Source organism: Desulfuromonas versatilis (genome assembly GCF_019704135.1).
GTDB classification, from domain to species: domain Bacteria; phylum Desulfobacterota; class Desulfuromonadia; order Desulfuromonadales; family NIT-T3; genus Desulfuromonas_A; species Desulfuromonas_A versatilis.
The window spans coordinates 3,151,514-3,177,530 of sequence record NZ_AP024355.1 but is presented as its reverse complement, the minus strand read 5'-3'; the positions used below and the strand labels follow the sequence as shown (position 1 = coordinate 3,177,530).

General features: G+C 65.3%; 21 protein-coding genes. 12 read left to right on the top strand and 9 right to left on the bottom strand.

Features of this window, described 5'->3' with window-relative positions; translation table 11 throughout:
• Positions 1–2 precede the first annotated feature (2 nt).
• A complete protein-coding gene (locus DESUT3_RS14285) occupies positions 3–1,202 on the top strand; it encodes a sensor domain-containing diguanylate cyclase (protein WP_221249155.1) in 1,200 nt (399 codons plus the stop codon).
• Positions 1,203–1,299: 97 nt separating this feature from the next.
• Here the strand turns inward: DESUT3_RS14285 and DESUT3_RS14280 are convergent, their stop codons facing one another.
• The 5 genes from DESUT3_RS14280 to ccsA all read right to left on the bottom strand — a co-directional run bounded on the left by DESUT3_RS14280 (position 1,300) and on the right by ccsA (position 7,762).
• Positions 1,300–2,295 (bottom strand): response regulator, encoded by a 996-nt coding sequence (locus DESUT3_RS14280; RefSeq protein WP_221249154.1) that lies wholly within the window; start codon positions 2,293–2,295, stop codon positions 1,300–1,302.
• A 6-nt stretch (positions 2,296–2,301) separates the two neighbouring features.
• Positions 2,302–2,697, bottom strand: coding sequence for a response regulator transcription factor (locus tag DESUT3_RS14275; RefSeq protein ID WP_221249153.1), 396 nt, complete (start codon positions 2,695–2,697; stop codon positions 2,302–2,304).
• 144 nt (positions 2,698–2,841) lie between these two features.
• Entirely contained in the window at positions 2,842–5,670 is a 2,829-nt protein-coding gene (locus DESUT3_RS14270) for a DUF4388 domain-containing protein (RefSeq protein ID WP_221249152.1), read from the bottom strand.
• A gap of 241 nt (positions 5,671–5,911) precedes the next feature.
• Entirely contained in the window at positions 5,912–6,964 is a 1,053-nt protein-coding gene (locus DESUT3_RS14265) for a cytochrome c biogenesis protein ResB (protein WP_221249151.1), read from the bottom strand.
• A 6-nt stretch (positions 6,965–6,970) separates the two neighbouring features.
• Entirely contained in the window at positions 6,971–7,762 is a 792-nt protein-coding gene (ccsA, locus tag DESUT3_RS14260; RefSeq protein ID WP_221249150.1) for a cytochrome c biogenesis protein CcsA, read from the bottom strand.
• Positions 7,763–7,915: 153 nt separating this feature from the next.
• Here ccsA and DESUT3_RS14255 point away from each other — a divergent pair, with 153 nt between their 5' ends.
• The 4 genes from DESUT3_RS14255 to DESUT3_RS14240 are packed head-to-tail and all read left to right on the top strand — an operon-like array spanning position 7,916 to position 11,509.
• Positions 7,916–8,716: a 6-carboxyhexanoate--CoA ligase gene (locus DESUT3_RS14255; protein WP_221249149.1), complete on the top strand. Its 801-nt coding sequence runs from the start codon at positions 7,916–7,918 to the stop codon at positions 8,714–8,716.
• Positions 8,717–8,718: 2 nt separating this feature from the next.
• Positions 8,719–9,888 (top strand): 8-amino-7-oxononanoate synthase, encoded by a 1,170-nt coding sequence (gene bioF / locus DESUT3_RS14250; protein ID WP_221249148.1) that lies wholly within the window; start codon positions 8,719–8,721, stop codon positions 9,886–9,888.
• 2 nt (positions 9,889–9,890) lie between these two features.
• The gene (locus tag DESUT3_RS14245; protein ID WP_221249147.1) at positions 9,891–10,694 is read left to right on the top strand and encodes an alpha/beta fold hydrolase; all 804 of its coding nucleotides are present in this window, start codon (positions 9,891–9,893) and stop codon (positions 10,692–10,694) included.
• Positions 10,691–11,509 (top strand): methyltransferase domain-containing protein, encoded by an 819-nt coding sequence (locus DESUT3_RS14240; RefSeq protein WP_221249146.1) that lies wholly within the window; start codon positions 10,691–10,693, stop codon positions 11,507–11,509. Before DESUT3_RS14245 ends, DESUT3_RS14240 begins: the two co-directional genes overlap by 4 nt.
• A 225-nt stretch (positions 11,510–11,734) precedes the next feature.
• On the opposite strand, the gene DESUT3_RS14235 is transcribed toward DESUT3_RS14240, so the two are convergent.
• Entirely contained in the window at positions 11,735–12,910 is a 1,176-nt protein-coding gene (locus DESUT3_RS14235) for a class I SAM-dependent rRNA methyltransferase (protein ID WP_221249145.1), read from the bottom strand.
• Positions 12,907–13,209 (bottom strand): ArsR/SmtB family transcription factor, encoded by a 303-nt coding sequence (locus DESUT3_RS14230; protein ID WP_221249144.1) that lies wholly within the window; start codon positions 13,207–13,209, stop codon positions 12,907–12,909. Before DESUT3_RS14230 ends, DESUT3_RS14235 begins: the two co-directional genes overlap by 4 nt.
• Before the next feature lie 248 nt (positions 13,210–13,457).
• On the opposite strand from DESUT3_RS14230, the gene DESUT3_RS14225 reads away from it, so the two are divergent.
• The 3 genes from DESUT3_RS14225 to DESUT3_RS14215 are packed head-to-tail and all read left to right on the top strand — an operon-like array spanning position 13,458 to position 16,886.
• Positions 13,458–14,399, top strand: a complete 942-nt coding sequence (locus DESUT3_RS14225) for a calcium/sodium antiporter (protein WP_221249143.1) — start codon at positions 13,458–13,460, stop codon at positions 14,397–14,399.
• 8 nt (positions 14,400–14,407) lie between these two features.
• Positions 14,408–15,223 (top strand): DUF3108 domain-containing protein, encoded by an 816-nt coding sequence (locus DESUT3_RS14220; RefSeq protein WP_221249142.1) that lies wholly within the window; start codon positions 14,408–14,410, stop codon positions 15,221–15,223.
• Between the two features lie 13 nt (positions 15,224–15,236).
• Positions 15,237–16,886 carry a putative manganese-dependent inorganic diphosphatase gene (locus DESUT3_RS14215; RefSeq protein ID WP_221249141.1) on the top strand — a complete coding sequence of 550 codons (1,650 nt, stop codon included), beginning with the start codon at positions 15,237–15,239 and terminating at the stop codon, positions 16,884–16,886.
• A gap of 35 nt (positions 16,887–16,921) precedes the next feature.
• Here the strand turns inward: DESUT3_RS14215 and DESUT3_RS14210 are convergent, their stop codons facing one another.
• Positions 16,922–19,075 (bottom strand): thioredoxin domain-containing protein, encoded by a 2,154-nt coding sequence (locus DESUT3_RS14210; protein WP_221249140.1) that lies wholly within the window; start codon positions 19,073–19,075, stop codon positions 16,922–16,924.
• Between the two features lie 459 nt (positions 19,076–19,534).
• Positions 19,535–20,170 (bottom strand): HAD family hydrolase, encoded by a 636-nt coding sequence (locus DESUT3_RS14205; protein WP_221249139.1) that lies wholly within the window; start codon positions 20,168–20,170, stop codon positions 19,535–19,537.
• Positions 20,171–20,335: 165 nt separating this feature from the next.
• Between DESUT3_RS14205 and DESUT3_RS14200 the strand changes: the two genes are divergently transcribed.
• Genes DESUT3_RS14200 through DESUT3_RS14185 form a run of 4 tightly spaced genes read left to right on the top strand, consistent with a single transcriptional unit; the run spans position 20,336 to position 25,870 of the window.
• Complete coding sequence (locus DESUT3_RS14200) at positions 20,336–21,787, top strand: circularly permuted type 2 ATP-grasp protein (protein ID WP_221249138.1); 1,452 nt, start codon at positions 20,336–20,338, stop codon at positions 21,785–21,787.
• Positions 21,788–21,830: 43 nt separating this feature from the next.
• Positions 21,831–22,811, top strand: a complete 981-nt coding sequence (locus DESUT3_RS14195; protein WP_221249137.1) for an alpha-E domain-containing protein — start codon at positions 21,831–21,833, stop codon at positions 22,809–22,811.
• A gap of 6 nt (positions 22,812–22,817) precedes the next feature.
• Positions 22,818–23,579, top strand: coding sequence for a hypothetical protein (locus DESUT3_RS14190; protein WP_221249136.1), 762 nt, complete (start codon positions 22,818–22,820; stop codon positions 23,577–23,579).
• 41 nt (positions 23,580–23,620) lie between these two features.
• Positions 23,621–25,870 carry a transglutaminase family protein gene (locus DESUT3_RS14185; protein WP_221249135.1) on the top strand — a complete coding sequence of 750 codons (2,250 nt, stop codon included), beginning with the start codon at positions 23,621–23,623 and terminating at the stop codon, positions 25,868–25,870.
• Positions 25,871–26,017 lie beyond the last annotated feature (147 nt).

Here is a 26,017-nt window from a genome sequence, read left to right as displayed (position 1 = left end):
CCATGGAAACGCCGGGCATTGCCCAGAGTCTGCAGGAGATGGCGGGGGTGTTCGAGGAACTGATGGCTTCCTTGTCGACCCTGCAGCGGCTGGGGACCATGGAGGTCCACCTGGCTGACGAGAAAACCCTGCTCCACCAGGCCCTCTCCGCCCTGGTGGAGCATTACGGTGTCGAGCGCTGCTCGGTGTTTCTCCGCGAGGGGGAGCGGCTGGTGAATGCTGCCGGCCTTGACTGGTTCGACTGGGACTCCGGCAAAGTGCCCCAGGAGAAGGGGGCGGCTCCCGGGCAACAGTTCGAAGTGCTGAGCAGCTTGATGGGGCTGGCGGTTCGGACCGGCGAGGCGCAGATCTGCCGGGATACCCGAACCGACCCGAGGTTCCGCCAGGTCGAAACCGCCTTGGGGATGCGCCACCTGGGCTGCGTCATCAGTGCGCCTATCCGTAGCGGAGGAGACATCATCGGCGTGGTCAACATGTCCCACCCAGTGCCGGGCCATTTCAATGAATGGCATGAGCGGATGGTTCCCCTGTACAGCAGTTTCCTGGGACAGATCCTGATCGCCAATCGCCTGCTGCGCAGGCTTGAAGAGGAGGTTGGCGAGCGTACCCGGCAACTCGAAGCCGTGCTGCAGGACACGCGACGGCTGCAGAACCATTACCGCAACCTCTCCATGGTCGACGAGCTGACCGGGCTTTACAATCGCAGGTTCTTTTTCACCGAAAGCAGGTTGGCCCTGGGGCGGGCGGTACGTTACCGCCGCCCCGTCGCGTTTCTGCTGATCGGCCTCGACCGGTTCGAGGCTGTGCACGATAGCTTCGGCCAACCAGCCTGCAACATGGTCCTGCGGGACATCGCCAAAACCCTGCTGTCCCAATTGCGCGAGTCGGATGTCCTCGCTCGGGTGGGGGAGGACGAGTTCGCCGTGCTGGTTTCCGAAACAGACCTGGAGGGGAGTTTGCAACTGGCCAACCGATTGTTGGATGCGGCCCGTCGTCAGAAATGGGTGGTGGATGGCAGCGAGCTGCTGGTTACCCTGAGCATCGGGGCGGCGGCCATCTCTGCCGCCCAGGAGCTGGGAAGCCGGGTCACCCTGGATGTTTCGGAACTGCTCGACAACCTGTATGCCGAAGCCGACCGCCACCTGAACGCCCAAAAGACAGGGGGGGGAGACGGGGTCACAGGGGGGCTGCTCCGTTCCTGAGCATTTTCGCGAGACGGGCAGGTTGGATTTGGAGAATGGAAAAAGGGGTCCGGCTGTGTCGGACCCCTTTCTGTTTGAACCGGCTTTTAGCCGGGACTCAGGGCGCGCCGGTGGCGCAGGGAAAAGCCCCGATCTCCCGGCCCCGCTTCAACTGGTGAATGAGTCCCAGTTTTTCCAGGACAATGGTCGCGTGGTGGGAAAGCTGGAGGAGGTAATGCAGGTCCTGTTCGTCAAAGGGCTTCTGTTCGGCATGGCCCAGCACCACCGCAAGGCCTACCGCCTTCTCCCGAATGCGCAGCGGAGCGCTGATCAGTCCGGGGCGGGTGAGCAGGATCTGGCGTTCCGCCTGGCTGGAGAGCCTTGCCAGGCCTTCCGGAAGTTCCCCCGGAATCAGCACCGGCTTACCCCGCCGGGCCATGGCGACCAGCAGCCCGGCGGGGAGCTGGTTGGAAAAAATACGGGTTACCGAAGCCGGTATGCCACCACCGGCCTTGATCCCCAGGGAGTTGCTGGCCTGGTCCACCAGAGCCAGCACCCCCTTGTCGGCGCCCAGTTCGGCCATGGCCGTGTCGACCAGGGATTGCAGCAGCACGCCGACTTCCTGGGCTGAGGCCAGCTTGTCGACGGCGTTCTGCAGGGACTTCATCCGGGCCAGCATTTGATTGAGGTGGCCGTTTTTCCGCTCCAGTTCGCGCAGCCTCAACTCCTGGCGCCGGCGTCGTCCCAGGTGGTCGATGGCCCGATTGAGGGCATTGATCAGGGGTTCGCCGGTGTCCACGGGGCGGACGATGAAATCCGCAGCGCCGTTGCGCAGTGCCTGCAGGACATTGAAGGACGATGCGTTGTGGGAAAGGACGATCACCTCGATTTCTGGGTGATTTTTTTTGATGGTCTGGAGCAGGTAAAGCCCACTTTTCCCCGGCAGCTCGGTGTCGGTCAGGACCACCTCGACCAGCTGGTTTTTCAGCAGCTCGAGGGCCCGCTCGGAAGAGGCGGCCTCGGTGATTTCCACCGGTTGATCAGCCAGCAGCAGCTGCAGTTCCTTGCGGCGGTCGGCGGCGGGGTCGACGATCAGGGTTCGGATGGCGCTCATGGTGAATCAGTGCCTGGCGTGGGGTTTTTCCGGTTTGGGTTGGAGCAGGCTTTCGATGGTGGTTTTCAGGGCGTTGACGGTAAACGGTTTGGTCAGGTAGAGGGCTCCCCCGCTGTTAAACCCCTCCACGATGTCGTGACTCTGGTTTTTGGCCGATACGAAGGCGATCGGGATGTTTCTGGTCGACTGGTTCTCCTTGAGCAACTTTGCCACTTCGAAGCCGTTCATCCCAGGCAGCATGACGTCCAGGGCGATGGCGTCGGGATGCTCTCGACAAGCCAGCTCGTAGGCCTGGGGGCCGGTCGTGGCGGTCAGGACCTGGTGGCCGAGCTTGGTCAGAACGGTCCTGCCCAGTTCGAGCACGGTGGGGTCGTCCTCAACGAAGAGGATTCTTGCCTTCATCGATAACCTTTCCTGCAATCTGTGGTGGGGACGCCGGTTCCCGCCGGTGCGGAGCATCCACGCGTACCGGCGGCCAGGGACACTTCGCTACAACTATACCAGCTGCGGGGGAAAAACGGCTGGAGTGAAACCTGGCTGCTCCCATCAACGCCGGTTGACCCGGTGGAGAATTTTGGCGTGAACCATGAAATAGAGGAACTTGTAAACTTCCAGATCGACCATGGTGGCGGCGACGCAAATCTCGTTGATCGGGCGCCGACCGTCGATCAGGGAGAGCACCAACTTCTGGTGGACCGTCATGCGGGCATTGCCAAGTTTGTCCCGACCCGCCGGGGTGTAATCGAGCACCGTATCAAGGGACGGGATCGCCTCACGAATGTTGTCCCATTCCGCTTCGTTGCGGCGGGCATTTTCCAGCAGATCCCCTATGTCGAGGGCCAGATCGTCTTCGGGGCGAAGCGGGTATTCCTCATAGCCAAACCGGAAATGCCCTTCCGGAAAGATGAAGAGGGAGAAGATGACGCTTTCAGCCTGGCTGCGCAGTGCCTCCAGAAGCGACTGGCGGTTCAGGGCCCCCATTTCCAGCAGCATCTCGCCGATACGTTTGCTCGGGTCCTTGCCGCATAACTCCAGGGCCTTGTCCCGCTGCTCCTCGGTGATTTTCCCCTGGCGGATCAGCAGGTAGCCGACCTTGTTCATCAAAAAACCGGTCTGGTTGCGATTGGCCCGATTGACCGAGGCCGCCAAGGCTATCCTGCCGTTGCGGAAATGCAGCCTTTTTTCATCATGGCGCGTGGTGATGACCAGGGTGCCGGGGAGGGACTGGGAGGCGACCAACTGCAGCAGCGCAGGCATCCTGATGGCGGCGACGTTCCCTTCCAGGTTGAGAGGGGAGGACGGTGTCTGCGCCGCAGCGAGGTTTTCGAGCGGGGCGGGAGTCTCCACTGCCGCCGGCTCTTCTCCCGCCGCTTCCACTGCCTCACCGTGCCCGTGCCCCTCGGCGACTTCCACCACCGGCTCACCGGCATCCTGGTAGCTGAACTCCTGTCCCTGGCTCTCCAGAATGATAGGTTCCTCGTTTGCGGCCACCTCGATGGCCGGGGTCGGCGCGGTTTCCTCGAGCGGAACCTCCGCCCATTCTTCCTCATCCACCTCCGCCAGGCTGATGCCGGGCCCGGCGCAGGCCTGGTTCTGCTCTACCCCCAGCAGCGAGAAGGTTTCCTGGCTGGCGTCGGTCTGCAGGGGCACCTCTTCGGGTTCCCCGGGGACGGCTTCTGGTCCTGCCTCCTGCGCTTCCTCGCCAACCGCGGGCGTTTCCTCCAGGGCGACAGCTTCGGCCTGGTCCGCTTCCCCGGTGGGGGCGGCCGGCATTTCCTGCTCCGGTTGCTCCTGGAACTCATCGTCCTCGAAGGGGTTCCGGTAGCGGTTCAGCACCTCGCTGTTCGGTCCCAGCGGGGTGAATTCGGGATCGACGAGATCCTCCGTCGAGGCGAAGGGGAAGGGCTTTTCCCCGGCCTCGGCCGCAGGGGCCGCTGGGGGCTGAGCCGGTTTCTCCAGGGGAGGCACGGGCGGCGCTGTCGCGCCGGGCGATTCAACCTTGGCGACGGGCGGCGAGGCTGGCACCGGCTGCGCTTGGTCGCCAGGTTCACGGAGGGGGGCCTCAGGATGGTGGGGCCGGGGCGTATTCGGAGGAGCCGTCGAACCGGAAACCTCCACCGACACAGCAGGTGGCGCGGGTTTTGGCCTGACGGCGGCCGGTGCGGCGGGCTGTGAGGCAGGAACCGGTTTCCCGGGTGTAGCCTGGGCCCGGGTCTTTTTCAACTGCGGAGCGGCCGCGCCGGCCGGTGAAGGCGCCCCGGAAGTCGAGGACCTTGGTTTTGCTGCTCCCGCCGGGCTCGGGGGGGTTGAATGCCAGGCGAAGGCGTCGCGGGTTTGCCTCTGCCGGTAGCGGGTAGCGAAAATCAAGGCGCCAGCCAGGCTGAGCACCAGCAGGGAGATTAGCGGCACCAGAGGCAGATCGCTTTGGAACCAGGTCGTTGCGCCATCGGTGTCGTCAGCGGTAGGGGCCTGTCCGCCCGCGCTGCGGGAGTAATCTTCCAAAGTGGGGCGGCCTTCGCCGCCAGCCGCCTCCGGCCTGGCCGGAGCGGGTGAGTCGGGCGCCCGAGCGGCAGCCGGGTCGGCATCGCTCCAGATCCTGGGCTGGGGGGCACCGGCGTCGCCTGGGTTGGCCATGGGCTCAGGTTTGGCCTCGAGTGCCGGTTGTTTCTCGGGTGCCTGCGGCGCTGCGGATTCGGGCGCCTCCTGGGCCACCGCCATCGGAGGTGTTTCCGGAGCGGGTTCGGGCGCAGGAGGAGCGACCGCCGGGGGCGCGGGCGCCGCGATTGGGGCCTGCGCCTGGGGCGAACGGGCAGGGGGCGCCTGGGCCTTTTTCACAGGCGGCGGCGTGGGCGCTTGTGTTGCGGGTTTGCGCGTGACGACCGGAGGGGTGGCGGCAGGTTGTGGAGGGGGCGGGGCCTTGGGAGCTCCGATCAGCCCTCTTGCCGCCGGGTCCGAAGCCAGGGCGTAAAGGGCCAGCTGCAGCTTTCTCATCACCTGGGGACTCAGCCCCTGGCGGGCGACAATCGGGTCGGCGGGTTCGGCACCGGCCATCTCTGAACGCAGGTTCTCGGCAAGAGCGAAAAATTCGCCGGCCGGCTGCCGCTGAATGTAGCCGCGGCTGAGAACAGCCAGGTCGACTTCGCGGAAGCGATTGAGCCAGTTGTGCAGGGTGGCCTCGTCCGCAAACAGCCGGATGCGGACTTCTTCACCGAGGCGGCGCTCGAGCTCGGCGGCAAAACCTACGGCCTGGCTTTCGGAGCGGATCAGGGAGTTGGCGGCAGGCACCACCCCGAAGGTCACCCTGGCATGAGCCGGCAGGGCCAGACTGAACAGCACGGTGATGAGCAAGACCATCCTGATCATTCGAATGCGCACGAAAAACCTTCCCTGTTAACCCGAGTGAGTCGCAGAAAATTGCCGGATCGGCGTCCCGGATGCGAAAAAATTGTCAAATCCCAATACTAGGGGCTGCCGGAGTTTAATGCAAGCGGGAAATGGCCGCTGAGAACCGGAGATGGCTAATCAACCCGGCGATTTTGCGAGAAAAACACGATTCTCCGGCGGCGTCAGGCCGGGGCCCGGGGGCGGCAGCCTCTTTCCCCAGCGAATCCGGGCCCTAGATTTCTGGACGGTCGCCCCGGCTGCGCTTGCGGTAAAAGGAGACCAGCGCCAGTAGCACCCCGGCCAGCATGGCCACGGCCCCGACAAGGGCCAGCCGGGTGCCGGGGTCGTGATGGATGTTGAGGATACTCACGTAGCCGAATGCCGGCTCCGTCGGGCGCAGCTCCACGCCGATGGTTCCCAGCTGGGGAGGGGAGCCGCCTTTCAAAAAATGCCAGAAGTGCAGCGGCGGTTCTCCCGGGCGGCGCAGGCGAAATTCCATGGCCGGGTCGATCAGGTTCTCCCCCAGGGAAACCACCCTGCCGTCCGGCAACCGGCGCGCATGGGGGACGAAGCCGAGCACTTCCAGCAGGGCGCCTCCCGGCAGGGGGAGGGTGGAGCCCGAGGTCAGGGTGAGCTGGCCGCGTCCTGGCTGGAAGAAGCGGAACCCCTCGACCGACCGGTCAAGGGAGACGGCCAGGACTGCCAGGCCCCCATAGGTCAGCGGGTGGTTGGTGCGGACGGTGCCGCTGGCCACGACCGTTTCCCCCATCAACAGGGTCAGGGTGCTGACCATGTCCAGGGGCCGGCCGCCGGCCCCGAAGACCGGTTCGAAGGCCTCGAGGCGCAGGTAGTGGCCCGGCATCTGGGGAATCGCCAGGGTCTGCCCCACGGCGATGCGCTGCGCTTCGCTGCGAAAACCCGCGGCGCTGCCCCAGACATAGGCTGTCAGGACCAGAATGAAACCGAGGTGGATCAGGTATTCGCCGGTTTTGCGCCAGCGCGAGTTCAGCCGCAGCAGCCAGTCGATGAAGCAGCACAGGGTGTTGATCCCCAGCAGCACCATCAGCACGGCGGCGGCGTAGACCCACCAGCTCAGCCCTGGGGCCCGTGAGCCCACCTGGCTCAGCCAGGTCCCCAACGGCAGGGCGTCCATGCTGGCGAAGATGCGCGGGTTGCCAGGGATCAGCAGCGAGCCGCCCATGATCAGCAGGGTGGCGGCGGTGGCCAGGACGATGGCGAGTTTCAGAGAGCAGAGCCAGTCCCAGGTTCTGGATAGCAGATTCATGGTCGATTACTCGAGGGGGTGATTGCTGCTCATCAGCAGCCCAATGCCCAGGTAGGTGAAGAGCACCACGCCGAAGCCGGCGATGGAGAGTATGGCGTAGCCGGTCCCCTGCCAGCGGCGGACGAATTTGGCGTGGCACATCCCGGCATAGAACAGCCAGACCAGGAAGGACCATATCCCCTTGATGTTCCACGAAAAGTAGTAGCCCCAGGCGACCTGGGCCCAGACACTGCCGAAGAGCATGCACAGGGTGAACAGGCAGAAACCGAGGAAAATCGACTCCTCGTTCAGTTTGCGCAGCAGGGACAGTTCGGGAAGCAGCTCGCTGCCGGTGGTGCGGCGCACCAGGTAGAGTACGCCCAGGGAAAAGGCCATGGCGAACAGCGCGTAGCCGAAAAACGAGAACACCACGTGCAGGGTGAACAGAGGGGTGTCCAGGGCCGGGATCAGCGGGGCGAAGGCCGGGTTGCGCGGCACGGCGAAGCCAAGCAGCAGCAGGTTGAGAAACATCACGAACAACCCGGCGGCATGAATGCGGTAGCGGATTTCAAAGTAGAGATAGCAGGCCGCCAGCGCCCAGCTGAAAAAGAACAGGGTGGAAAACAGGTTGGTGATCGGCAGGTAGCCGGCCTGTATCCAGCGCAGAACCAGACAAACCGTCTGCAGGGCGAAGCCCGCCAGCACCAGGCCGAAGGCGCTGCGCCACAACAAGGGCCGGCGCAGCAGCGCGTGGGCCAGGTAGAGCAGGACCGAGAGCAGGTAGGTGGCGAAGGCGGTGTTGAGAAGCAGTCTGTCCATAGGCTTAAGGCCCGAATCCTCTCATGGGGAAAGATAGAAAAACGTGGCACCAAGGCTACCACAGACAGACTTTGGCGAAAAGACCCCGTGCTTGTCAACCCTGTTCTTTCGTTAGGTTGACAATGCGGGGGCCGCGTGATAATTTCGCCCCTTATGACGCGCACATTGTACAGCATCCGCATGCATGCCAGCCGCCAGGGCGCTCATCTCTCCGGTGCCGAGCGATTGGGCGGCCGGCAGGACCTCGAATCCCTGGCCGCAGCCCTGCTGCGCCGGGCCCTGGAGCATCCCCGGGGGGAGGCGGAGCAGATCGTTCTCACCGTCGAGGCGCTGCCCGCCGAGGCGGTGGCCAGCGGCCGGCTGCCGGACCTGACCACCCTCTGTGTCGCCGATTACCGGCAGGGCCGTCAGGCGGCCCTGCGTCTGCTGGTTGCGGCGGGAGTGCGCGAGGTCGCCGCCTCTTTGGCCATCGAGGCCCTGGCGCAGGGCGCCTCGCCGACTGGCGGCAACATGCGCGGGGCGATGCTGGTCGATGCCGACAGCGGCGAGCGCCTCGAGCCCGACCGGGCCCGGGGAGTGCGGGCTTCGCGCATGGACCTTGCGCCGGGCGCCGAGCTGCAGCTCCGCCTGCGCCTGGCCGAGCGAGGGCTCGACAATCCCCACGTGCGCGAGGCGTTGGTGCTGGCCGCCAAGGTGCTCTCGGCGCCGGGGGTGGTCGCCGAACTCTGCTGGTCAGACGACCCCGACTACACCGCCGGCTATGTGGCCACCCCTTTCGGGGGGTACCAGCGCATGCCCCATTTGAAGCCTGCCGGCGAAGAGCGGGGCGGACGGGCTTTTTTCATCCGGCGCGCCGGACTCGACCTGCCGGCCCTGATCGATTACCTCGAACACGCCGCCCTGCTGATCACCGAAGTCGGACGCATCAACGGCGAGATCGAATGGGAGAACTGAGCATGGAAGGATTTCGCCGCCAGCTCGATGAGCTGCGCGAGCAGGGGATGCTGCGCTCGCTGCGGACCATCGGCGGGGCCCAGGGCCCGCGGGTGACCATGGAGGGGCGCGAGGTGCTGCTGCTGTGCTCCAACAACTATCTCGGGCTGGCCAGCCACGCGCGCCTGGTCGATGCCGCCTGCGCCGCCACCGCCCGCTACGGGGTAGGCTCGGGAGCGAGCCGCCTGGTCTCGGGCACCATGGAACTGCACGAGCGCCTCGAGCGGCGCATCGCCGCCTTCAAGGGGAGCGAGGCCGCCCTGGTCTTCAACTCGGGCTTCGCCGCCAATACCGGCATCATCCAGGGGCTGACCGGCCCCGACGACCTGATTTTCTCCGACGCCCTCAACCACGCCTCCATCGTCGACGGCTGCCGCCTCGCCAAAGCCCGCACCCTGGTCTACCCCCACAACGACGCCGATGCCCTCGAGCGGCTGATGCGCGCCGAAGCCCCCAGGCGCAAGGGGCGCTGGCTGATCGTCAGCGACGGGGTGTTCAGCATGGACGGGGATGTGGCGCCGCTGCCCGCGCTGGTCGAACTCAAACAGCGCTACGATGCGCTGCTGATGGTGGACGACGCCCACGGCACCGGGGTGCTGGGGCAGACCGGCCGGGGCACCGCCGAGGAACTCGGCTGCCTGGGCGCCGTCGATCTGCAGATGGGGACCTTCGGCAAGGCCCTGGGGGGATTCGGCGCCTACCTGGCCGCCGACCGGGTGCTGATCGAGACCCTGATCAACCGCTCGCGCCCCTTCATCTTCTCCACCAGCCTGCCGCCGGCGGTGCTGGCCGCCGCCGAGGCGGCCTTCGACTTGGTGGAGAGCGAGGAGGGGGCCCGGCGCCGCGAAGCCCTGCGCCGCAACCGCGAGCTGTTCGCCGGGCTGCTGGCTGCGCAAGGCTTTGATCTGCTCGGCAGCACCACCCAGATCGTCCCGGTGCTGACCGGCGAGCCGGCCCGCACCATGGCCGCCTCGGCGCGCCTGTTCGAAGCGGGAGTCTTCGTCCAGGGGATCCGCCCCCCCACCGTGGCCGGCGGTCGCTGCCGGCTGCGGGCGACCTTGATGGCCGATCATCGCATTGATGAGCTGGAGTGGGCCGCCGGGCTCATCGCCCAGGTCCTGGCGGAGGTCTGAGCATGCAGTCCTTTTGCCTGGCCGACGGGCGCCGTCTGGCCTACCGCGAGGCCGGGGCGGGCCGCCCCCTGGTGCTGCTGCACGGCTGGTCCATGTCGTCGGTGGTGTTCAGCGAAGCGCTGGAGGCTTTTTCCGGGGAATTCCGGGTGCTGGCCCCCGATTTGCGCGGCCATGGCGCCTCGGACCCCGGCCCGGGCTACGGTTTTGCCGAACTGGGGGGGGATCTGGCCCAGTGGTTCGCAGGGCTCGATCTGGAGAATGCCGCGGTTCTGGGGTGGTCGATGGGGGGGCAGGTGCTGCTCGAGCTCTATCCGCGGCTGAGAGCCCGGATCGAACGGATCCTGCTGGTCGGCAGCACCCCCTGCTTCACCGCCAGCGCTGCTTGGCCCCACGGCCTGCCGGCGGGGCAGGTGCGGGCCATGGCCCGCAACCTCCAGCGTGCCTACCTGAAGACCATGGGCGATTTCTTCGCCCTGCAGTTCGCGGGCGAAGAAATCGCCCGCCAGCGGTACCGGCGGATCGTCGAGTTTGCCGTGCGCGCGGGGCGGCTTCCTGATCCGGACGTTGCTCTTGCCGCCCTCGAGGCTCTGGGTGGGGCGGACCAGCGCGGGGACCTGGGCGCCGTCGACTGCCCGGCCCTGGTGGTGCATGGCGAACTCGACCGCATCACCCCGGCCGGCGCCGGCCGCTACCTCGCCGAACAGCTGCCCCAGGGGCGGCTGGCATTGCTGCCGGAAACCGGCCACGGCCCCTTTCTGTCGCGGCCCGAGGCGACCTTCGCCCTCTGGCGGGAGTTTCTGGGATGACCCCCACGGTGGTGGATACCCGCCAGGTTCGCCGGCATTTCTCCTGTCACGCCGAGGATTATGACCGCTACGCCCTGGTGCAGAAGCGGGTGGTCGATGAACTGCTGGCCCTGCTCAGGCGCAAGAGCCCTTCCGACGGGCCGGTGCTCGACGTGGGGACCGGCACCGGGGCCCTGGCCGCGAGTGTGGCCCGGGAATTCGCCAACCGGCCGCTGGTGCTCTGCGATCTGGCCCACGGCATGACCCTGCACGCCGCCGGCCAGCTGGCCGGGGCCCTCGCCCTGGACGCGGACGCCCAGGCGCTGCCGTTTCGCGACGGCCGTTTCGGGCTGCTGGTCTCCTCCTCGGTCTACCAGTGGCTGAACGACCTGCCGGCGGCCTTTGCCGAGGCGCTGCGGGTGCTGTCCCCGGGCGGCGGCCTCGGGATCGCCCTGTTTGGCGAGCGGACCCTGTACGAGCTGCGCACCAGCCATCGCCGGGCGGTGGCCGAAGCGGGCGCCGACCATCCCTCCCACGCCCAGGATTTCCCGACCCAGGCGGCAGTGCGGCAGGCCCTCGACGGGGCCGGCTTCGAGGCGATCGAGGTGCGCAGCGCCGACGAGATCGAGCACCATCCCGACGTGCCGGCCCTGCTGCGCAGCCTGAAGAAGATCGGCGCGCAGAACGCTTCGAGCGACCGTCCCGCGGGGCTCTCCTCGCGCCGCGTCATGCAGCGCATGGCCGAACTCTACCAGCAGGACTTCGGCGGCGCCGGGTCCATCCCCGCCACCTACCAGGTCATCTACGCCCTGGCCCGTAAACCTTTAATTCCCTGAACTTGGCGTTGAACACGGCTTGTTGGCCAGTATACTGGATGCTTGGCGGTCGTTCTGGAGAGAAGGGCAAAGCCGGAAGGTAAACCTCCGCTCCGGCCGCCGCTGATCCGTCGGATCGGACGCGGCCGGGGCGGCTACCCCACCCTCACCCCAACCCTCTCCCTGAGGGAGAGGGAGTTTTAGGGGCGCGTTCGCGATTCAGGGTCGGTCAGCCGGTTCCGGCCGTCAGACAACCTGCAGGATGGCGCACTTGAGGTATTCGGTTTCGGGGCAGGCGAGCAGCACCGGGTGGTCGTAGGCCTGGCCGCGCATTTCGATCAGGCGCATTTCCCGGCCGGCCTGCTGGGCGGCCTTGCGCAGGGTGTCGAGGAAGGTCTCGCGGTCCATGTGGTAGGAGCAGCTGCAGGTGAACAGGAAACCGCCGGGCTCGAGCAGTTCCATCCCGCGGCGGTTGATGGTGAGATAGCCGCGGATCGCCTCCTGGAGTTTCTTGCGGCTTTTGACGAAGGCGGGCGGATCGAGGATGATCGTGCCGAAGCGCTCGCCGTCGCGCTGCAGGTCGCGCAGCAGGTCGAAGGCGTCGGCCTGGACGAAGTCGCAGACCTTGTCCTGGAAATTGAGCTCGGCGTTCTGCCGGGCCAGGGCCACGGCACCGGCCGAGACGTCGACCCCGGTGACCTCCCGGGCTCCGTAGCGGGCGGCGTGGATGGACCAGCTTCCCGAGTAGCAGAACATGTCCAGCACGCGTCGGCCCGCCACGCGCCCCTGCAGGGCCACGTGGTTTTCCTTCTGGTCGAGGAAATGCCCGGTCTTCTGGCCGCCGGTGACGTCGATCCGGAAACGCAGGCCGTGCTCGTTGATGACCAGCTCGTCGGGCAGCTTGCCGGCCAACAGCTCGATTTTCTGCGGCAGCCCCTCGAGTTCGCGGACCGCCACATCGTTGCGGGCCACGACGGCGCTCGGCTCGAGCAGTTGGTCCAGCGCCTGGAGGATCGCTTCGCGCCGCCGCTCCATGCCCAGGGTCAGAAACTGCAGCGATAAGACGTCGTTGTAGCGGTCAACGATCAACCCGGGCAGCCCGTCCGCCTCGCCGAAAACCAGGCGCAGGGCGCTCAGCTCGCCGTAGAGGCTGCGGCGGTAGGCGAGGGCCTTCTCGAAGCGCTCCAGGAAGAATTCGGCAGTGTCGATGGACTCGCGGCGGCGCGACAGCAGGCGCGCTGCGATGAGGGATTGGGGGTTGTAATAGGCCGTACCGACCAACTCGCCCTGGTGGGTGAAAACTTCAAGGGCGGCCCCGGGTTCGGGGTCGCCCTCCAGCCGTCCGATTTCGTTGCTGAAGATCCAGGGGTGGCCGCCGCGGACCCGGCGGTCGTGTCCCGGCTTGAGGTGCAGCCGGCTCACTTGCAGGGGCCCGCTTCGAACAGCGCTCCAACGATCCGGCTGGCCTCCTCGCTGATGACGTGGTAATAGACCTCGACCCCGTCGCGCCGGCCTTCGATGATCCTCTTGTTCTTCAGCAGGGCCAGGTGCTGGGAAACGGTGGCCTGGGGAAGCCCCAGGCATTCCCAGATCTTCTTGACGTTGCAGCTCTGGGAGAGCAGCCCGGCAACTATTTTCAGGCGCACCGGGTGGCCGAGAACTTTGAGAATTTCGGCCTCCCGGTCGAAACTCTGCATCTTGTCAAATTCAACCTGCTCCATCAATAACCTCTTTGCCTGAGGGGAAATAACCAAATATATGAATTTTTCCGATCATAGTAAGCAACGGCGGTGAATGTCAAGCGGGAAGCGGTCCGCGGCAGGGAGGCAACCTCGACGGTTTCTTCCCCTGGAAAGCGGGCGGCGTCCCGGGAAAACACTTGCCTTATCCGCAACAGCGTTGTATCTATGCCCGCTGTTGCGGTTCCGGGTGCTGGCCCATGACCCGGACGGTGAGAGAGGATGTAATTATGGTTTTGGCCGCAGCGCTGTTCGTCAGCGGACTGCTGGTGCTCTATTTCGGCGCTGAAAGCCTGGTCAAGGGCAGTTCCCGGCTCGCCCTGTCCTTTGGAGTGCGCCCTCTTATCATCGGTATGACCATTGTGGCGTTCGCCACCAGCATGCCGGAGCTGATGGTTTCTCTGTCCGCCGCGCTCAGGGGCTCCTCCGATATCGCCGCGGGCAACATCATCGGTTCAAACGTGGCTAATATCGGACTGATCCTGGGAGCGGCGGCGCTGCTCAAGCCCCTGGCGGTCCCCCCGAGTACCCTGAAGCGGGAGCTGCCTTTCATGATCGGGGCTTCGCTTCTGCTGTTCCTGTTCGCTTTGGACGGCAGGCTCACCTTCGGTGAAGGGCTGTTGCTGTTTCTGCTGCTGGCGGTTTTCCTGGGCTACTGCCTGCGCCGGGCCCGGGAACAGGGGCTGGAACGGCCGGCCCCCGAGGCGCTGGTGGCCAGGGAGAGGGCTTCGCGCAACAAGGATCTGCTGCTCATCCTGATCGGCATGGGCGGGCTCGGGGCCGGCGCCGAACTGATGGTCCGCTCGGCGGTGACCATTGCCCGCGGCTTCGGCATCTCGGAGCTGGTGATCGGCATCAGCATCGTGGCCCTGGGGACCAGCCTTCCGGAGTTGGCCGCTTCGCTGGTCAGTGCCGCCAGGGGGCAGATGGACATCAGCCTGGGCAACGTGATCGGCAGCAATATCTTCAATATCCTGTTCGTGCTCGGGATCTGCCCGATGATTCGGCCGCTGGCCATTGACCCCGGGGTTTTGCGTTTCGAACTGCCGGTCATGCTCCTGTTCAGCGTCGCCCTGCTTCCCCTGGCCCGGCATCGGCTGAGCTTGGGGCCGGTCAAGGGGGGGCTGCTGCTCTGCGCCTATTCAGCCTTCATTCTGGCTCTTTTCCTGTGAGGTGCGCCATGAAATACAGCCTGCTGCTTCTGTTGTTGCTTCTGGCCACCGGGAAGGGGATGGCGGCCGAGGCACAGCCCCAGGCTAATCTCAGTTCCGGCCCCGCTCCGTTGGAAGCGCTGGTTGGCGAAGTGCTCACCTACGATATCTCATTTCTGTGGTTTGACCGGCTCGCCGAGGGGGAGCTCTCTCTGCGGCCCGGGGAGCGGCCGGGGACCTTCGTGGCGACGCTCGAGGCACGCACCCTGGGGGTGGCGGCATGGCTGACCCGTGACCGTCTGCAGCGCTATGTTTCGCACATGGAGATAGGCCCGGAAGGGCGATTGCGCTCGCTGCAGCACGAGTCGCTCATCATCAAGGGCAAGGGGGCGGAAAAAAGCAATCGCGGCAAACTGTACCGCTTCGACTACCCCGGGCACCGGGTGGTTTTCCAGAAGATCCGCGAGGGAGAGGTCTACGGCGAGCAGAGCCTCCCGATGCAGGCCGAAAATCCGCCCAACGACATCCTGACGGCCTTCTTTAATTTTCGTGCCGGTTTTTTCGGTCCGGTCCAGTCGGGGCAGCGCTTCGTGATCCCGGCGTTCAGCCGCAAGGGTGAGGGGGAGATCGTCGTGGAAATCCTGACCGACCGGCAGCGCTCCAAGCTGGACTTCTTCCCCAAAGGGGGAGTGCTGGCGCGGGTCGATGTGGATGAAGAGGTGTTCGACACCGGCGGTGGTTCGGTGTACGTCTGGTTCGACAATTTCGGTCGCCCCGCGCGGGGGATCGTGGAAAATATCATCGGGCTCGGAGACGTGAAAGGTACTCTGCGGGACCGGAATTAACCGAGGAAGCCAAATGAAACAAGAACAGTATTTCGTCATCGGACACAAAAACCCGGACACCGATTCCATCTGCAGCGCCATCGCCTATGCCCGGTTGCGCGAGCGCCAGGGACTGGCCGAGATCAGGCCCGGTCGCGCGGGGGACATCAACCGCCAGACCGAGTTCGTCCTGGAGACCCTCGGCGTGCAGGTCCCCCAGCTGCTGGTCGATGTCTACCCCCGGGTGCGCGACGTGATCGGCGAGCGGGTCGTCACCGTTGCCGGCGATGCGCCGCTTTCCCAGGCGCTGGAGCTGTTTCACCGCCACAGCATCCGCATGCTGCCGGTCATCGATGGAGAGCGGCGGCCGCTCGGGCTGCTGTTTCTCAAACGGGTTTCGGAGCGTTTTCTGATCCCGGCGCGCGAGGAGGAGATCCGGCAGGTGCTCACCTCCGCCGACTCCATCTGCCAGTGCCTCAAGGCCACCCCCCTGCACCTGGCCGACGGGGATGAGACAGGCAGCTTCGATCTGTATGTCGGTGCCATGGCCAGTTCCACCTTCCGGGAAAAAATGCAGGGGCTCGACCCGCGCCGGATGATCCTGATCACCGGCGACCGGCGGCTGATCCTCGAACAGGCCGTGGACATCGGCGTGCGCATCCTGGTGGTTACCGGGAACCTGCCCGTCGATCCGGAAATCGTGGAAAAGGGGCGGCGCAACGGGGTGACGATTCTCTCCACTCCCTACGATTCGGCGACCAGTACCTGGCTGACCCGCCTCTCGACGCCGGTGCGCAACCTGGTGAAGGAGGATTTCCAGTCCGCCGGCCTCAACGAGCGCCTGGACGACCTGAAACTCAAGCTGTTGCACACCCAGGACCCGGGCGTGGTGGTGCTCGACGCCGAGGGGAAAGTGGCGGCGGTGGCCACCAAAAGCAACCTGCTGGCCTCCTCGCCGGTGAAGTTGATCCTGGTGGATCACAACGAGCTTTCCCAGGCCGTGGCCGGGGCCGACAAGGTGGAGATTCGCGAGGTGGTGGACCACCATCGGCTCGGCAATTTCCACACCGACTACCCGATCCGCTTCATCAACCAGCCCCTGGGCAGCACCTGCACCGTGGTCGCCACCCTTTACCGCCAGTGCGGGTTGGAGCCAGAGCCGCAGATCGCCGGGTTGATGCTGGCCGGACTGCTTTCCGACACCGTGATCCTCAAGTCACCCACCACCACCGAGATCGACCGGGAGATCGCCGCCTGGCTCGGAACGCTCTGCGACCGCGACCCCCAGGAATTCGGCCAGCGCATCTTTGCCGCAGGCAGCGCCCTTGGTGCTTACCCCAGCATCCGCCACCTGCTGCTGGCCGATTTCAAGGAGTACCAGGCCGGCGACCGCAGCTTCGGGGTGGGGCAGGTCGAGGTGGTCAGCTTCCACGAATTCCACAACATGCGCGAACGGATCACCGAAAACCTCGAGCAGCTGCGCCAGGAACGTAAGCTTGACGTGGCCGGGCTGCTGATCACCGACATCGTCCAGGGGACCAGCCTGCTGCTGGGCCTCGGCGGCAAGGAGCTTCCCTACCTGATGGGCTATCCCCAGGTGGGCGAGAACCTCTTCGAATTGAAAGGGGTCCTCTCCCGCAAAAAGCAGCTGGTCCCGCACCTGCTCAAGGTGCTGCAGGGTTGATTGCCTAAACCTCGATCCGTGAGTCCTGGCAGGCGTCAGCCGTCACCATCGGCGCGAAGGGCGTCCAGCAGGGCTGCCAGCTCCTCCCCTGTTGTCACCGGCTCCCGGCAGGCTCTGTCTATGCAGACGTAGGCCGCCGCCCGGCCTTTGACCGGCTGCTTGCCGGCGACCAGGGGGGCGAGACTCTCCAACTCGCGGTCGCCGGGGTGGGTCAGCAGCACCACCGCTGTGGGCAGCAGGCGCCGGCGCAGCTCTTTGAGCAGTTCCTCGGGAGGGCTGCCGTCGCTGCCCGAGACGAGGACCACCTGGATGGCCGGGCCGAGGGCGAAGTCCAGGGCGATCAGGGCCTGGCTGTAGGCCTGGGGGTGGGCGGCCATCTGCCCGAAGCGCAGACTGAGCAGCTGCTGGCCGCGCTCCTCGAGGGACAGGTCGCCGGTCAGCCGGCCCAGGCGCAGCAGGTTGAGCGCCGCCACAGATCCTGCCGAAGGGATGGCGCCGTCGTGGATCGAGCGCCCCCGGCTGAGCACGAACTCGGCGTCGCTGCCGGTATCGAAAAAGCCCCCCTGACCATCGGCGAACAGCCGTTCCATCTCCCCGTTCAGTTCCAGCGCCTGGGCCAGGCGCTCGGTGACGAAGGTCGCCTGGTGCAGTTCGATCAGTCCCCAGACGAAAAAAGCATAGTCCTCGAGAAACCCCGGGATCGCCGCTTCGCCGAGGCGCCAGCGGCGCAGCAGGCGGCCGTCGCTGCCACGCAGGCGGGTCAGGACGAAATCCGCCGCGGCCTGCGCCGCGGCGATGAAGCGCGGCTCGCCAAGCAGGGCTCCGGCCCGGGCCAGGGCCGCGATGGCCAGACCGTTCCAGCCGGTCAGCACCTTATCGTCGCGGTGGGGGCGGATCCGCTTTTCCCTGGCGGCAAACAGCTTCTGTCGCGCCTCGCCGAGCAGGTCGGCCAGGTGCGCCGGGTCGACACCGACCCGGTCTGCCAGCGCTCCCACGTCCTGTTCCAGGTGGGGGATGTTTTTCCCTTCGAAATTTCCCTGGTCGGTAATGTCGTAGCTGCGGCAGAAGACCTTGGCCAGGTCGGCGCCGAGCACCTGCTCGACCTGCTCGGGCGTCCAGAGGTAGAAGGTCCCTTCGGCCCCTTCTGAATCGGCGTCTTCGCCGCAGTAGAATCCACCCTCCAGATCCCGCAGGTCACGCAGCAGGTATTCCAGGATCTCCCGGGCGGTCTGGGCGTGGAACCCGTCGCCGCCGACCTGGAAGCCGTCGAGTGCAGCCGAGGCGACCAGCGCCTGGTCGTAGAGCATTTTTTCGAAATGCGGCACCAGCCAGCGTGCGTCGACCGAGTAGCGGTGGATGCCGAAGCCGACCTGGTCGAAGATGCCCCCCAGGCGCATCGCCTGCAGGGTCTGCAGGGCCATGTCGGCGGCCTGCGGCCTGCCGAAGCGCTGCCCGATGCGCAGCAGCAGTGCCAGGTTGTGGGGGGTGGGGAACTTGGGCGCGCTGCCGAAGCCGGCGTGCTGCCGGTCGAAGCTGTCGAGAAAATCGTTGAACCCCTTGCGCAGCGGCAGGTCGCTGAGCGGCTGGCGGTCATGGGCTTCCTGCTCCAGGCGCTGCAGGGCCCGGCCTACTTCCTGACCGGTGGTTTCCAGGCGGGGGCGGTCTGCGCGCCAGAGTTCGGCGATCTTCCTCATCAGCTGGATCATGCCGACCATCCCCCCCCGGGAGGTCTTGGGGATGTAGGTTGCGGCGAAAAAAGGCCTGCGCTCTGGAGTCAGCACCAGGTTGAGCGGCCAGCCGCCGCTGCCCGTCATCATCTGGCAGACGCTCATGTAGGCATTGTCGATGTCGGGCCGTTCCTCCCGGTCCACCTTGATGGAAATGAAGTTGCGGTTGAGAACGGCGGCGACCTCCTCGTCCTCGAAACTCTCATGCTCCATGACGTGGCACCAGTGGCAGGTCGAATAGCCGATGGAGAGAAACACCGCCTTGTCTTCCGCCTGCGCGCGGGCGAAAGCCTCCTCGCCCCAGGGATGCCAATCCACCGGGTTTTCGGCGTGCTGCAGCAGGTAGGGACTTTTTTCGAAGATCAGGCGGTTGAAGAGTTCGCCGCCGTCGGCCGGCAGCTGGGCTTTATCGATTCGGGAAAGCCGGGCGACCTGGTCTTCCCGGGTTGGCCTGGAGGTCATGGCTGGGCTCCTGCTGAAGAATTTTGGCATGGGAGGCTTTTATCTATTGTAGCGGAAAACGCGTGGCGGATGGCGGGGGCGGGGAAGGGAAGCAAACAAAAAAAGCCCCGTGAAGGAGGGGGATCACGGGGCAAAACCCCCCTGGCTTGGGGAGCCAGGGGAACATGCTGACCATTCTATCCGACTTGTTAGCGGAATCAAGTCGAGCAGAAGGAAATTTATTATTTTGGTTTAATCTTTTTTCGGGGGAGAGGCACAGCAATGCCAGGAGGCGGAAAATAAAAGACCCCGTGTACGGAGGGGGGGGGTACACGGGGTCAACCCTACGGACTGACATGCAGGCCGAAGTTGGGGCTCATACTAGCGGTCCGGTCCGGAGATTTCAAGAAAAAAATCAGGAATCGGAAAAAACAGCCGGACCGGGCCGAACAGGGGGCTGGCAGGCTGCTGCGGAGCGGCTCAGCGGACCAGGAGCGGTACTTGGCGAACGTCCTCGAGGACCTGCCAGGCGGCGGTGAAATCCCCCCCCCGGGTCAGCTCCCCCGGGGTGACCAGACAGCGCAGGCCGGCACTCACCGCCGCCTGCAGGCCCCGCTCCGAGTCTTCCACGACCAGACACCGTTCGGCCGGCAGCCCGCTGCGCTTCAGGGCGCTCAGGTAGGGTTCGGGGTGGGGCTTGGAGTGGGTGTAATCCTCGCGGGTCAGGATAAAGTCGAAATAGCCGAGCAGCCCTGAGTTTTCGTGGATGATCTCGAAATGGTCGCGGCGTGAGCTGGTGACCACCGCCATCAGGCAGCGCCCGTGCAGGGCCTGCAAAGTCTCTTCGACCCCGTCGAGGGTGTGTTTCTTGCCGCGCAGCAACTCGCCGTAACGGGCGTTGCGGCGCAGGCGCATCTGTTCGCGCTGCTGAACGCCGCAGCCCCGGTCCTCGGCCAGGCAGAATACGCTCTCGCCGCGGCGCAGGGAGATCTCGATGAATGTCTCCCGGCTCAGTTCGATGCCGGCTTCTGCCAGCACCTCGGCGGTGGCCTGAAAATAGAGGTGCTCGGTATCGACCAGCACCCCGTCATTGTCCCAGAATATCCCCTTAACCATCAAATATGCGCTCCCCATGCGGATGACTGAAGCGGTATTTTAACCCGACCCGGACCTTGTGTGGGGGAAAAAAGCACCCCTGCCCACGGTAGCCTGGCCGATTTGACTTCGCCGGTTTTTCCGGTTTTAATTTAATCTACAATTTTTTTTGGAAGGTGGGTTTCTATGAAGTTCGACGGGTACCAGACTGAAAATTTTTTCGACGAGATGTTCGACGACAAGGGGAGGCCGCGGCCCGGCGCCGACCTGGTGGTGGAACGGATCAACTCCCTGCCTGCCGAAGAACTGATGCGCCGTCAGCGCGCCGCCGAGCGGGCGCTGCTGCACCTGGGGATCACCTTCAGCGTCTACGGCGATGAATCCGGAACCGAGCGGATCTTCCCCTTCGACATCATCCCGCGTATTGTCCAGGGGGACGAGTGGACGATCATGGAACAGGGGCTCAAGCAGCGGGTCCATGCCCTGAACCTGTTCATAAACGACGTCTACAACGAGCAGAAAATCATCAAGGATAACGTCGTCCCGGCCGACCTGGTCTTCTCCGCCGCGGGCTACCGCAAGCCCTGCATCGGCCTCAAGCCGCCGCGGGGCATCTGGTGCCACATTACCGGCACCGACCTGGTGCGCGGCAGCGACGGCCATTACTACGTGCTGGAGGACAACCTGCGCTGCCCCTCCGGGGTCTCCTACGTGCTGGAAAACCGCCTGGTGATGAAGCGCACCTTTCCCATGGTCTTCGAGGCCTGCAGCGTCCAGCCGGTCACCGACTATCCAAGCCGGCTGCTCGACATGCTGCAGGGACTGGCGCCGCGCAACGTCCGTGACCCCGTGGTAGCGGTCTGGACCCCTGGCATCTACAACTCGGCCTATTTCGAGCACAGCTTCCTGGCCCAGCAGATGGGCGTGCAGCTGGTGGAGGGGCGCGACCTGGTGGTGAACCGGGGCGAGGTGATGTTGCGCACCACCAAGGGGCTGGAAAGGGTGGACGTCATCTACCGACGAATCGACGACGATTTCATCGATCCCAAGGTGTTCCGGCCCGATTCCATGCTTGGCGTACCCGGCCTGATGGAGGCCTACCAGAAAGGGCGGGTCGCCCTTGCCAACGCCCCGGGAACCGGGGTTGCCGACGACAAGGCCATCTATGCCTACGTGCCCGAAATCATCAAGTACTACCTCGGCGAGGAGGCGATCATCCGCAACGTCCCCACCTACGGGTGCTGGCGCGAGGAGGAGCTCAAGTACGTGCTCGAGAACCTGGACAAGCTGGTGGTCAAGGCGGTCAACGAATCGGGCGGCTACGGGATGCTGGTCGGTCCCCACGCCTCGGCGGCCGAGCGCGAGGAATTCGCCCGGCGGCTCAAGGCCAACCCCCGCAACTATATCGCCCAGCCGACCCTCTCCCTGTCCCGGGTGCCGGTGTTGGTGGACGATCATTTCGAGGGGCGGCACGTCGACCTGCGCCCCTACATCCTCTATGGCGAAGACACCTATGTGCTTCCCGGGGGGCTGACCCGGGTGGCGCTCAAGAAGGGGTCTCTGGTGGTGAACTCCTCCCAGGGGGGCGGCAGCAAGGACACCTGGGTCATCAACTCGAGCTGTCCGCTGCAGCCCTGAATGAATTGTTCTGATTTTATCAAGGAAGGGAAGAAGTGAGCCTATGCTGAGCCGGGTTGCAGATTCCATTTATTGGATGAACCGCTATATCGAGCGGGCGGAGAATGTCGCCCGCTTCATCGACGCCAATTTTCACATGATCCTCGATTTGCCGGTGGGGGCCGCCGAGCAGTGGCTGCCGCTGGTCAACACCACCGGCGACCACGAACTGTTCGACGAGTTGTACGGCAAGGCGAGCCGGGACAACGTCATCCAGTTTCTGACCTTCGACCGCAACAACCCCAACTCGATCCTCTCCTGCCTGCGCTCGGCCCGCGAAAACGCCCGCTCGGTGCGCGAGTACATCTCCTCGGAGATGTGGCAGCAGGTCAACACCTTTTACCTGACCGTCAACGAGGCCGCCCAGCAAGGGCTGGGCATGGACCTGCCGCACCAGTTCTTCGTCGACATCATGACCGCCAGCCACCTGTTCGTCGGGGTCACCGAGAGTACCATGTCCCACGGTGAAGGCTGGCATTTCGGCCGCCTGGGGCGGATGCTGGAGCGGGCCGACAAGACCTCGCGCATCCTCGATGTCAAATACTTCGTGCTGCTCCCCTCCGTCGATTACGTCGGCTCCCCCTTCGACAACATTCTCTGGGCCGCGCTGCTGCGCTCGGCGAGCGCCTTCGAGATGTATCGCAAGCGTCACGGGCGCATCGACCCGGAGAAGATCGTCGATTTCCTGGTCCTCGACCAGAAGTTCCCCCGGGCCATCCACAGCTGTCTGATCGCCGCGGAAATCTCCATGCGCAACATCACCGGCACCCCGCGGGGCTCTTTCTCCAACCGGGCCGACCAGGCCCTCGGCAAGCTGCTGGCGGACATGGACTACATCACCATCGAGGAGATTCTCTCCCAGGGGCTTCACGAATACCTGGACGCTACCCAGACCCGGATCAACAACGTCGGCAACGCGATCTTCGAGACCTTTTTCGCCCTTCGCCCGGTCGGTGAACCGGTCAGAACCAAGGAAGCGGAGTAAAAAACAATGACATTCTGTCTTGGAATGCGGGTGCGCACCGGCCTGGTAGGGATCGCCGATACGCGCATCACCTCGGGCTACGAGGCCATCACCGCGAAAAAAGTATCCATCTACCAGGGGCCCAAATGGGCCATGTTCCTGATGACCTCGGGGCTGCGCTCGGCGCGGGACAAGGCCCTGACCTATTTCGAGGAGTACCTCGAGGCCCAGCAGGAGCCCTTTGACCGGCTCTACAAGGCGGTCAACTGCTTTGCCGAACAGATTCGGAAGGCGGCCGAGGAGGACCAGCCGGCCCTGGAGAAAAGCGGGCTGCGCTTCGACATCCACTGCGTCATCGGCGGGCAGATGTCGCGGGACACCGAACCCAAGCTCTACATGCTTTATCCCCAGGGGAACTGGGTGGAAGTCTCCAAGGGGACGCCCTACCAGATCGTCGGCGCCAGCGGCTACGGCAAGCCGATTCTCGACCGCACCTTCACTTTCGAAGATCCACTGAGCTTCGCTCTCAAGGTGGGGATTCTCGCCTTCGACTCCACCCGGATCAGCGCCACCGACGTCGATCTGCCGGTGGACGTGGTCTTTTACGAAAAGGACTCCTTCCGCATCGTCGAGCACCGCTATTCAAAGGAGGATCTTGAGGAGATCTCAAGCTGGTGGATGGATCGGCTGCGCAACTCCATCCTCGAGCTCCCCTCCGAGTGGATCGACCGGATCAAGGCCAAGCTCAGTCCGCCGGGCGAAGTAGCCACCTGTCCCATCAAGGAGTAAGCTGCCGATCCCCTTGCCCGGGAACAGAAGGGCCATCCGCCATGACCCCGAAGCGCGTACCGAAAGCCCGCCCGGGGGGGTACCCCGAGGTGATCTGGTCAGAGATCGATGGCCTTGCCAGGGATCTGGATCGTCGCCTCGCCAGGGGCGGCGTACGCCTGACCATGGGGGGGGAGCCGACCTATCTGCTTCGCGGTGCCCGCAGCGCCCCCCAGTGGTCCACCGAGGCTCTCGGCGAGGAGAAACGCCGGCTGGCGGCACGGCTGCTGCTGCGCTTGCAGGAGCGGTTCACCCAAGGGGCTCTGCGGCACTATGGCCTCGGCAAATGGTATCCGGGCGAAACCCAGCCCCGCTGGGCCTTTGGCTGTTATTGGCGCAGTGACGGCCGGCCCCTCTGGACCAGGCAGGAACTGCTGTTTGGCGAGGGGCGGGCACGGGAAACCAGCATCGCCAGGGTCGAGGCGTACATGCGCCGGCTTGCCGCGCGGCTCGGGGTGCCCGGCAGCTGCCTCCTGGAAGCCCGGGAGCGCTCCGGCAAGACCGGTTGCGGCTACGTGCTGCCGTTGCTGCGGGTTGCGGGGGAGTCGGGCCCGCAATGGGTCAGTTGCCGTTGGACGCTGCCCGAGGGGGCGCTGCAGCTGGTCCCGGGCGATGCGCCGCTGGGCCTGCGTCTGCCCCTTGAGCAGCTTGACCGGGTGGGGGAGGAGAACCAGGTCTGGGAATATGATCCCGCCGAGCCCCGCCCGGGCCCTGCTGCGGAGGGCGAAGGGCTGGTCGCCGACAATGCCATCCGGGTGGCCCTGTGCGCCGAATCAAAGGACGGGGTTTTCCACCTGTTCATGCCCCCCATGGGGAGTGCCGACAACTACCTCGATCTGCTGTCTGCGGTCGAGGCCACGGCCGGCGACACCGAACAGCGGCTGCGGATCGAAGGGGAGGCGCCCCCCGCCGATCCGCGGCTGATTTTTTTCCAGATCACCCCCGACCCGGGAGTGATCGAGGTCAACACCCAGCCGGCCAGCGACTGGCCCGCTACCCTGGCCATCGCCGAGGGGCTCGACGAGGAGACCCGTGCCTGCGGGCTTACCGCCGTCAAGTACCTCCGGGACGGGCGGCCGGTGGGCAGCGGCGGCGGCCATCACCTCACCCTGGGCGCCGCCGACCCCGCAGACAGTCCCTTTTTCCGACGCCCCGACCTGCTGCGCAGCCTGATCACCTACTGGCAGAACCACCCCGGGCTCTCCTTCGGCTTTGCCGGGCTGTTCACGGGGCCCACCAGCCAGGCACCGCGCATCGACGAATCCCGCCAGGATGCCCTCGGCGAACTCGAACTCGCCTTTTCCAAGATCTCTTCCTACCAGCCCATGGAACCCCTGGCGCTTGGCCGGCTGCTGCAGCATCTGCTGGTCGATGTGACCGGCAACGCCCATCGGGCCGAGTTCTGCCTCGACAAGCTCTGGCCCCCTGGCAATCCCCGTGGCCGTTGCGGGCTGGTCGAGCTGCGTGGCTTCGAGATGCAGCCCCATCCCCATTTCGATCTGGTGCTGGCCCTGCTGGTGCGTGCCCTGGTGGTGCGGTTCTGGGAGCATCCCTACCGGGGGAGCCTGGTGCGCTGGGGCAGCGCCCTGCAGGATCGCTTTGCCCTGCCCGAATTCATGGCCGCGGATCTGGCGGAGGTGTGCGCCGAGCTGCAGGAGGCCGGCATTCCCTTCCAGGCCGACTGGCTGCAGCCCCATCTCGCTTTTCGCTATCCGGTCTGCGGGACGGCGGATTTGGCCGAGGGAGCCGTGCTGGAGCTGCGGCAGGCGCTGGAGCCCTGGCCGGTGCTGGGCGATGCGGCGGCCGGCGGCGGCGCCTCACGGCCGGTCGACTCCTCCTGCGAGCGGATGCAGGTGCTGTTGAGGACCCCCGAACCCGAGCGGTTCGCCGTGCTCTGCAACGGCCGGCGGGTGCCTCTGGAGGCGGTCGAACCGGACCGGGTCGTCGGGGGAATCCGCTTCAAGGCCTGGCCCCTCGAGGAGGCCCGGCACCCGGAAATCGCGCCCCATACGCCGCTGGTCCTGGAGGTGGTGGAGATCGAAAGCGGGCGGCTGCTGGGAAGTTGTCGCTACCACGTCGGGCCGCCCGCAGGGGGCGATTACGAGGATTTTCCGGGGGATGTGCGGGAGGCGCGGCGGCGGCGGGAGGAGCGGTTTGTGGTCCTGCCGAGGGGGCAGGGGGCGGTGGTGGTGCCTGAGCTGCGGGTGCGGGAGGAAACGCCTTTGACGTTGGATTTGCGGTATGGGGGATAATTGAAAAGAAGAAGCTGGTCCCTGCTTTTGAAAAAGCCCTTAAAACCGGCGGGACTCGCCCCGCCATGGCGAGATACTTTTCTTGCTTGCCCAAGAAAATCCAGGGGACTCGCCCCCTGACGGCGACCAACCTTTTGATCGCCCAAA

Bases quoted from the DNA above. Each gene is read 5' to 3' on its own strand.
- DESUT3_RS14285 (WP_221249155.1), top strand. From the start codon at position 3: ATGGAAACGCCGGGCATTGCCCAGAGTCTGCAGGAGATGGCGGGGGTG.
- DESUT3_RS14280 (WP_221249154.1), bottom strand. From the start codon at position 2,295: ATGAGCGCCATCCGAACCCTGATCGTCGACCCCGCCGCCGACCGCCGC.
- DESUT3_RS14275 (WP_221249153.1), bottom strand. From the start codon at position 2,697: ATGAAGGCAAGAATCCTCTTCGTTGAGGACGACCCCACCGTGCTCGAA.
- DESUT3_RS14265 (WP_221249151.1), bottom strand. From the start codon at position 6,964: ATGAATCTGCTATCCAGAACCTGGGACTGGCTCTGCTCTCTGAAACTC.
- ccsA (WP_221249150.1), bottom strand. From the start codon at position 7,762: ATGGACAGACTGCTTCTCAACACCGCCTTCGCCACCTACCTGCTCTCG.
- DESUT3_RS14255 (WP_221249149.1), top strand. From the start codon at position 7,916: ATGACGCGCACATTGTACAGCATCCGCATGCATGCCAGCCGCCAGGGC.
- bioF (WP_221249148.1), top strand. From the start codon at position 8,719: ATGGAAGGATTTCGCCGCCAGCTCGATGAGCTGCGCGAGCAGGGGATG.
- DESUT3_RS14245 (WP_221249147.1), top strand. From the start codon at position 9,891: ATGCAGTCCTTTTGCCTGGCCGACGGGCGCCGTCTGGCCTACCGCGAG.
- DESUT3_RS14240 (WP_221249146.1), top strand. From the start codon at position 10,691: ATGACCCCCACGGTGGTGGATACCCGCCAGGTTCGCCGGCATTTCTCC.
- DESUT3_RS14230 (WP_221249144.1), bottom strand. From the start codon at position 13,209: ATGGAGCAGGTTGAATTTGACAAGATGCAGAGTTTCGACCGGGAGGCC.
- DESUT3_RS14225 (WP_221249143.1), top strand. From the start codon at position 13,458: ATGGTTTTGGCCGCAGCGCTGTTCGTCAGCGGACTGCTGGTGCTCTAT.
- DESUT3_RS14220 (WP_221249142.1), top strand. From the start codon at position 14,408: ATGAAATACAGCCTGCTGCTTCTGTTGTTGCTTCTGGCCACCGGGAAG.
- DESUT3_RS14215 (WP_221249141.1), top strand. From the start codon at position 15,237: ATGAAACAAGAACAGTATTTCGTCATCGGACACAAAAACCCGGACACC.
- DESUT3_RS14210 (WP_221249140.1), bottom strand. From the start codon at position 19,075: ATGACCTCCAGGCCAACCCGGGAAGACCAGGTCGCCCGGCTTTCCCGA.
- DESUT3_RS14205 (WP_221249139.1), bottom strand. From the start codon at position 20,170: ATGGTTAAGGGGATATTCTGGGACAATGACGGGGTGCTGGTCGATACC.
- DESUT3_RS14200 (WP_221249138.1), top strand. From the start codon at position 20,336: ATGAAGTTCGACGGGTACCAGACTGAAAATTTTTTCGACGAGATGTTC.
- DESUT3_RS14195 (WP_221249137.1), top strand. From the start codon at position 21,831: ATGCTGAGCCGGGTTGCAGATTCCATTTATTGGATGAACCGCTATATC.
- DESUT3_RS14190 (WP_221249136.1), top strand. From the start codon at position 22,818: ATGACATTCTGTCTTGGAATGCGGGTGCGCACCGGCCTGGTAGGGATC.
- DESUT3_RS14185 (WP_221249135.1), top strand. From the start codon at position 23,621: ATGACCCCGAAGCGCGTACCGAAAGCCCGCCCGGGGGGGTACCCCGAG.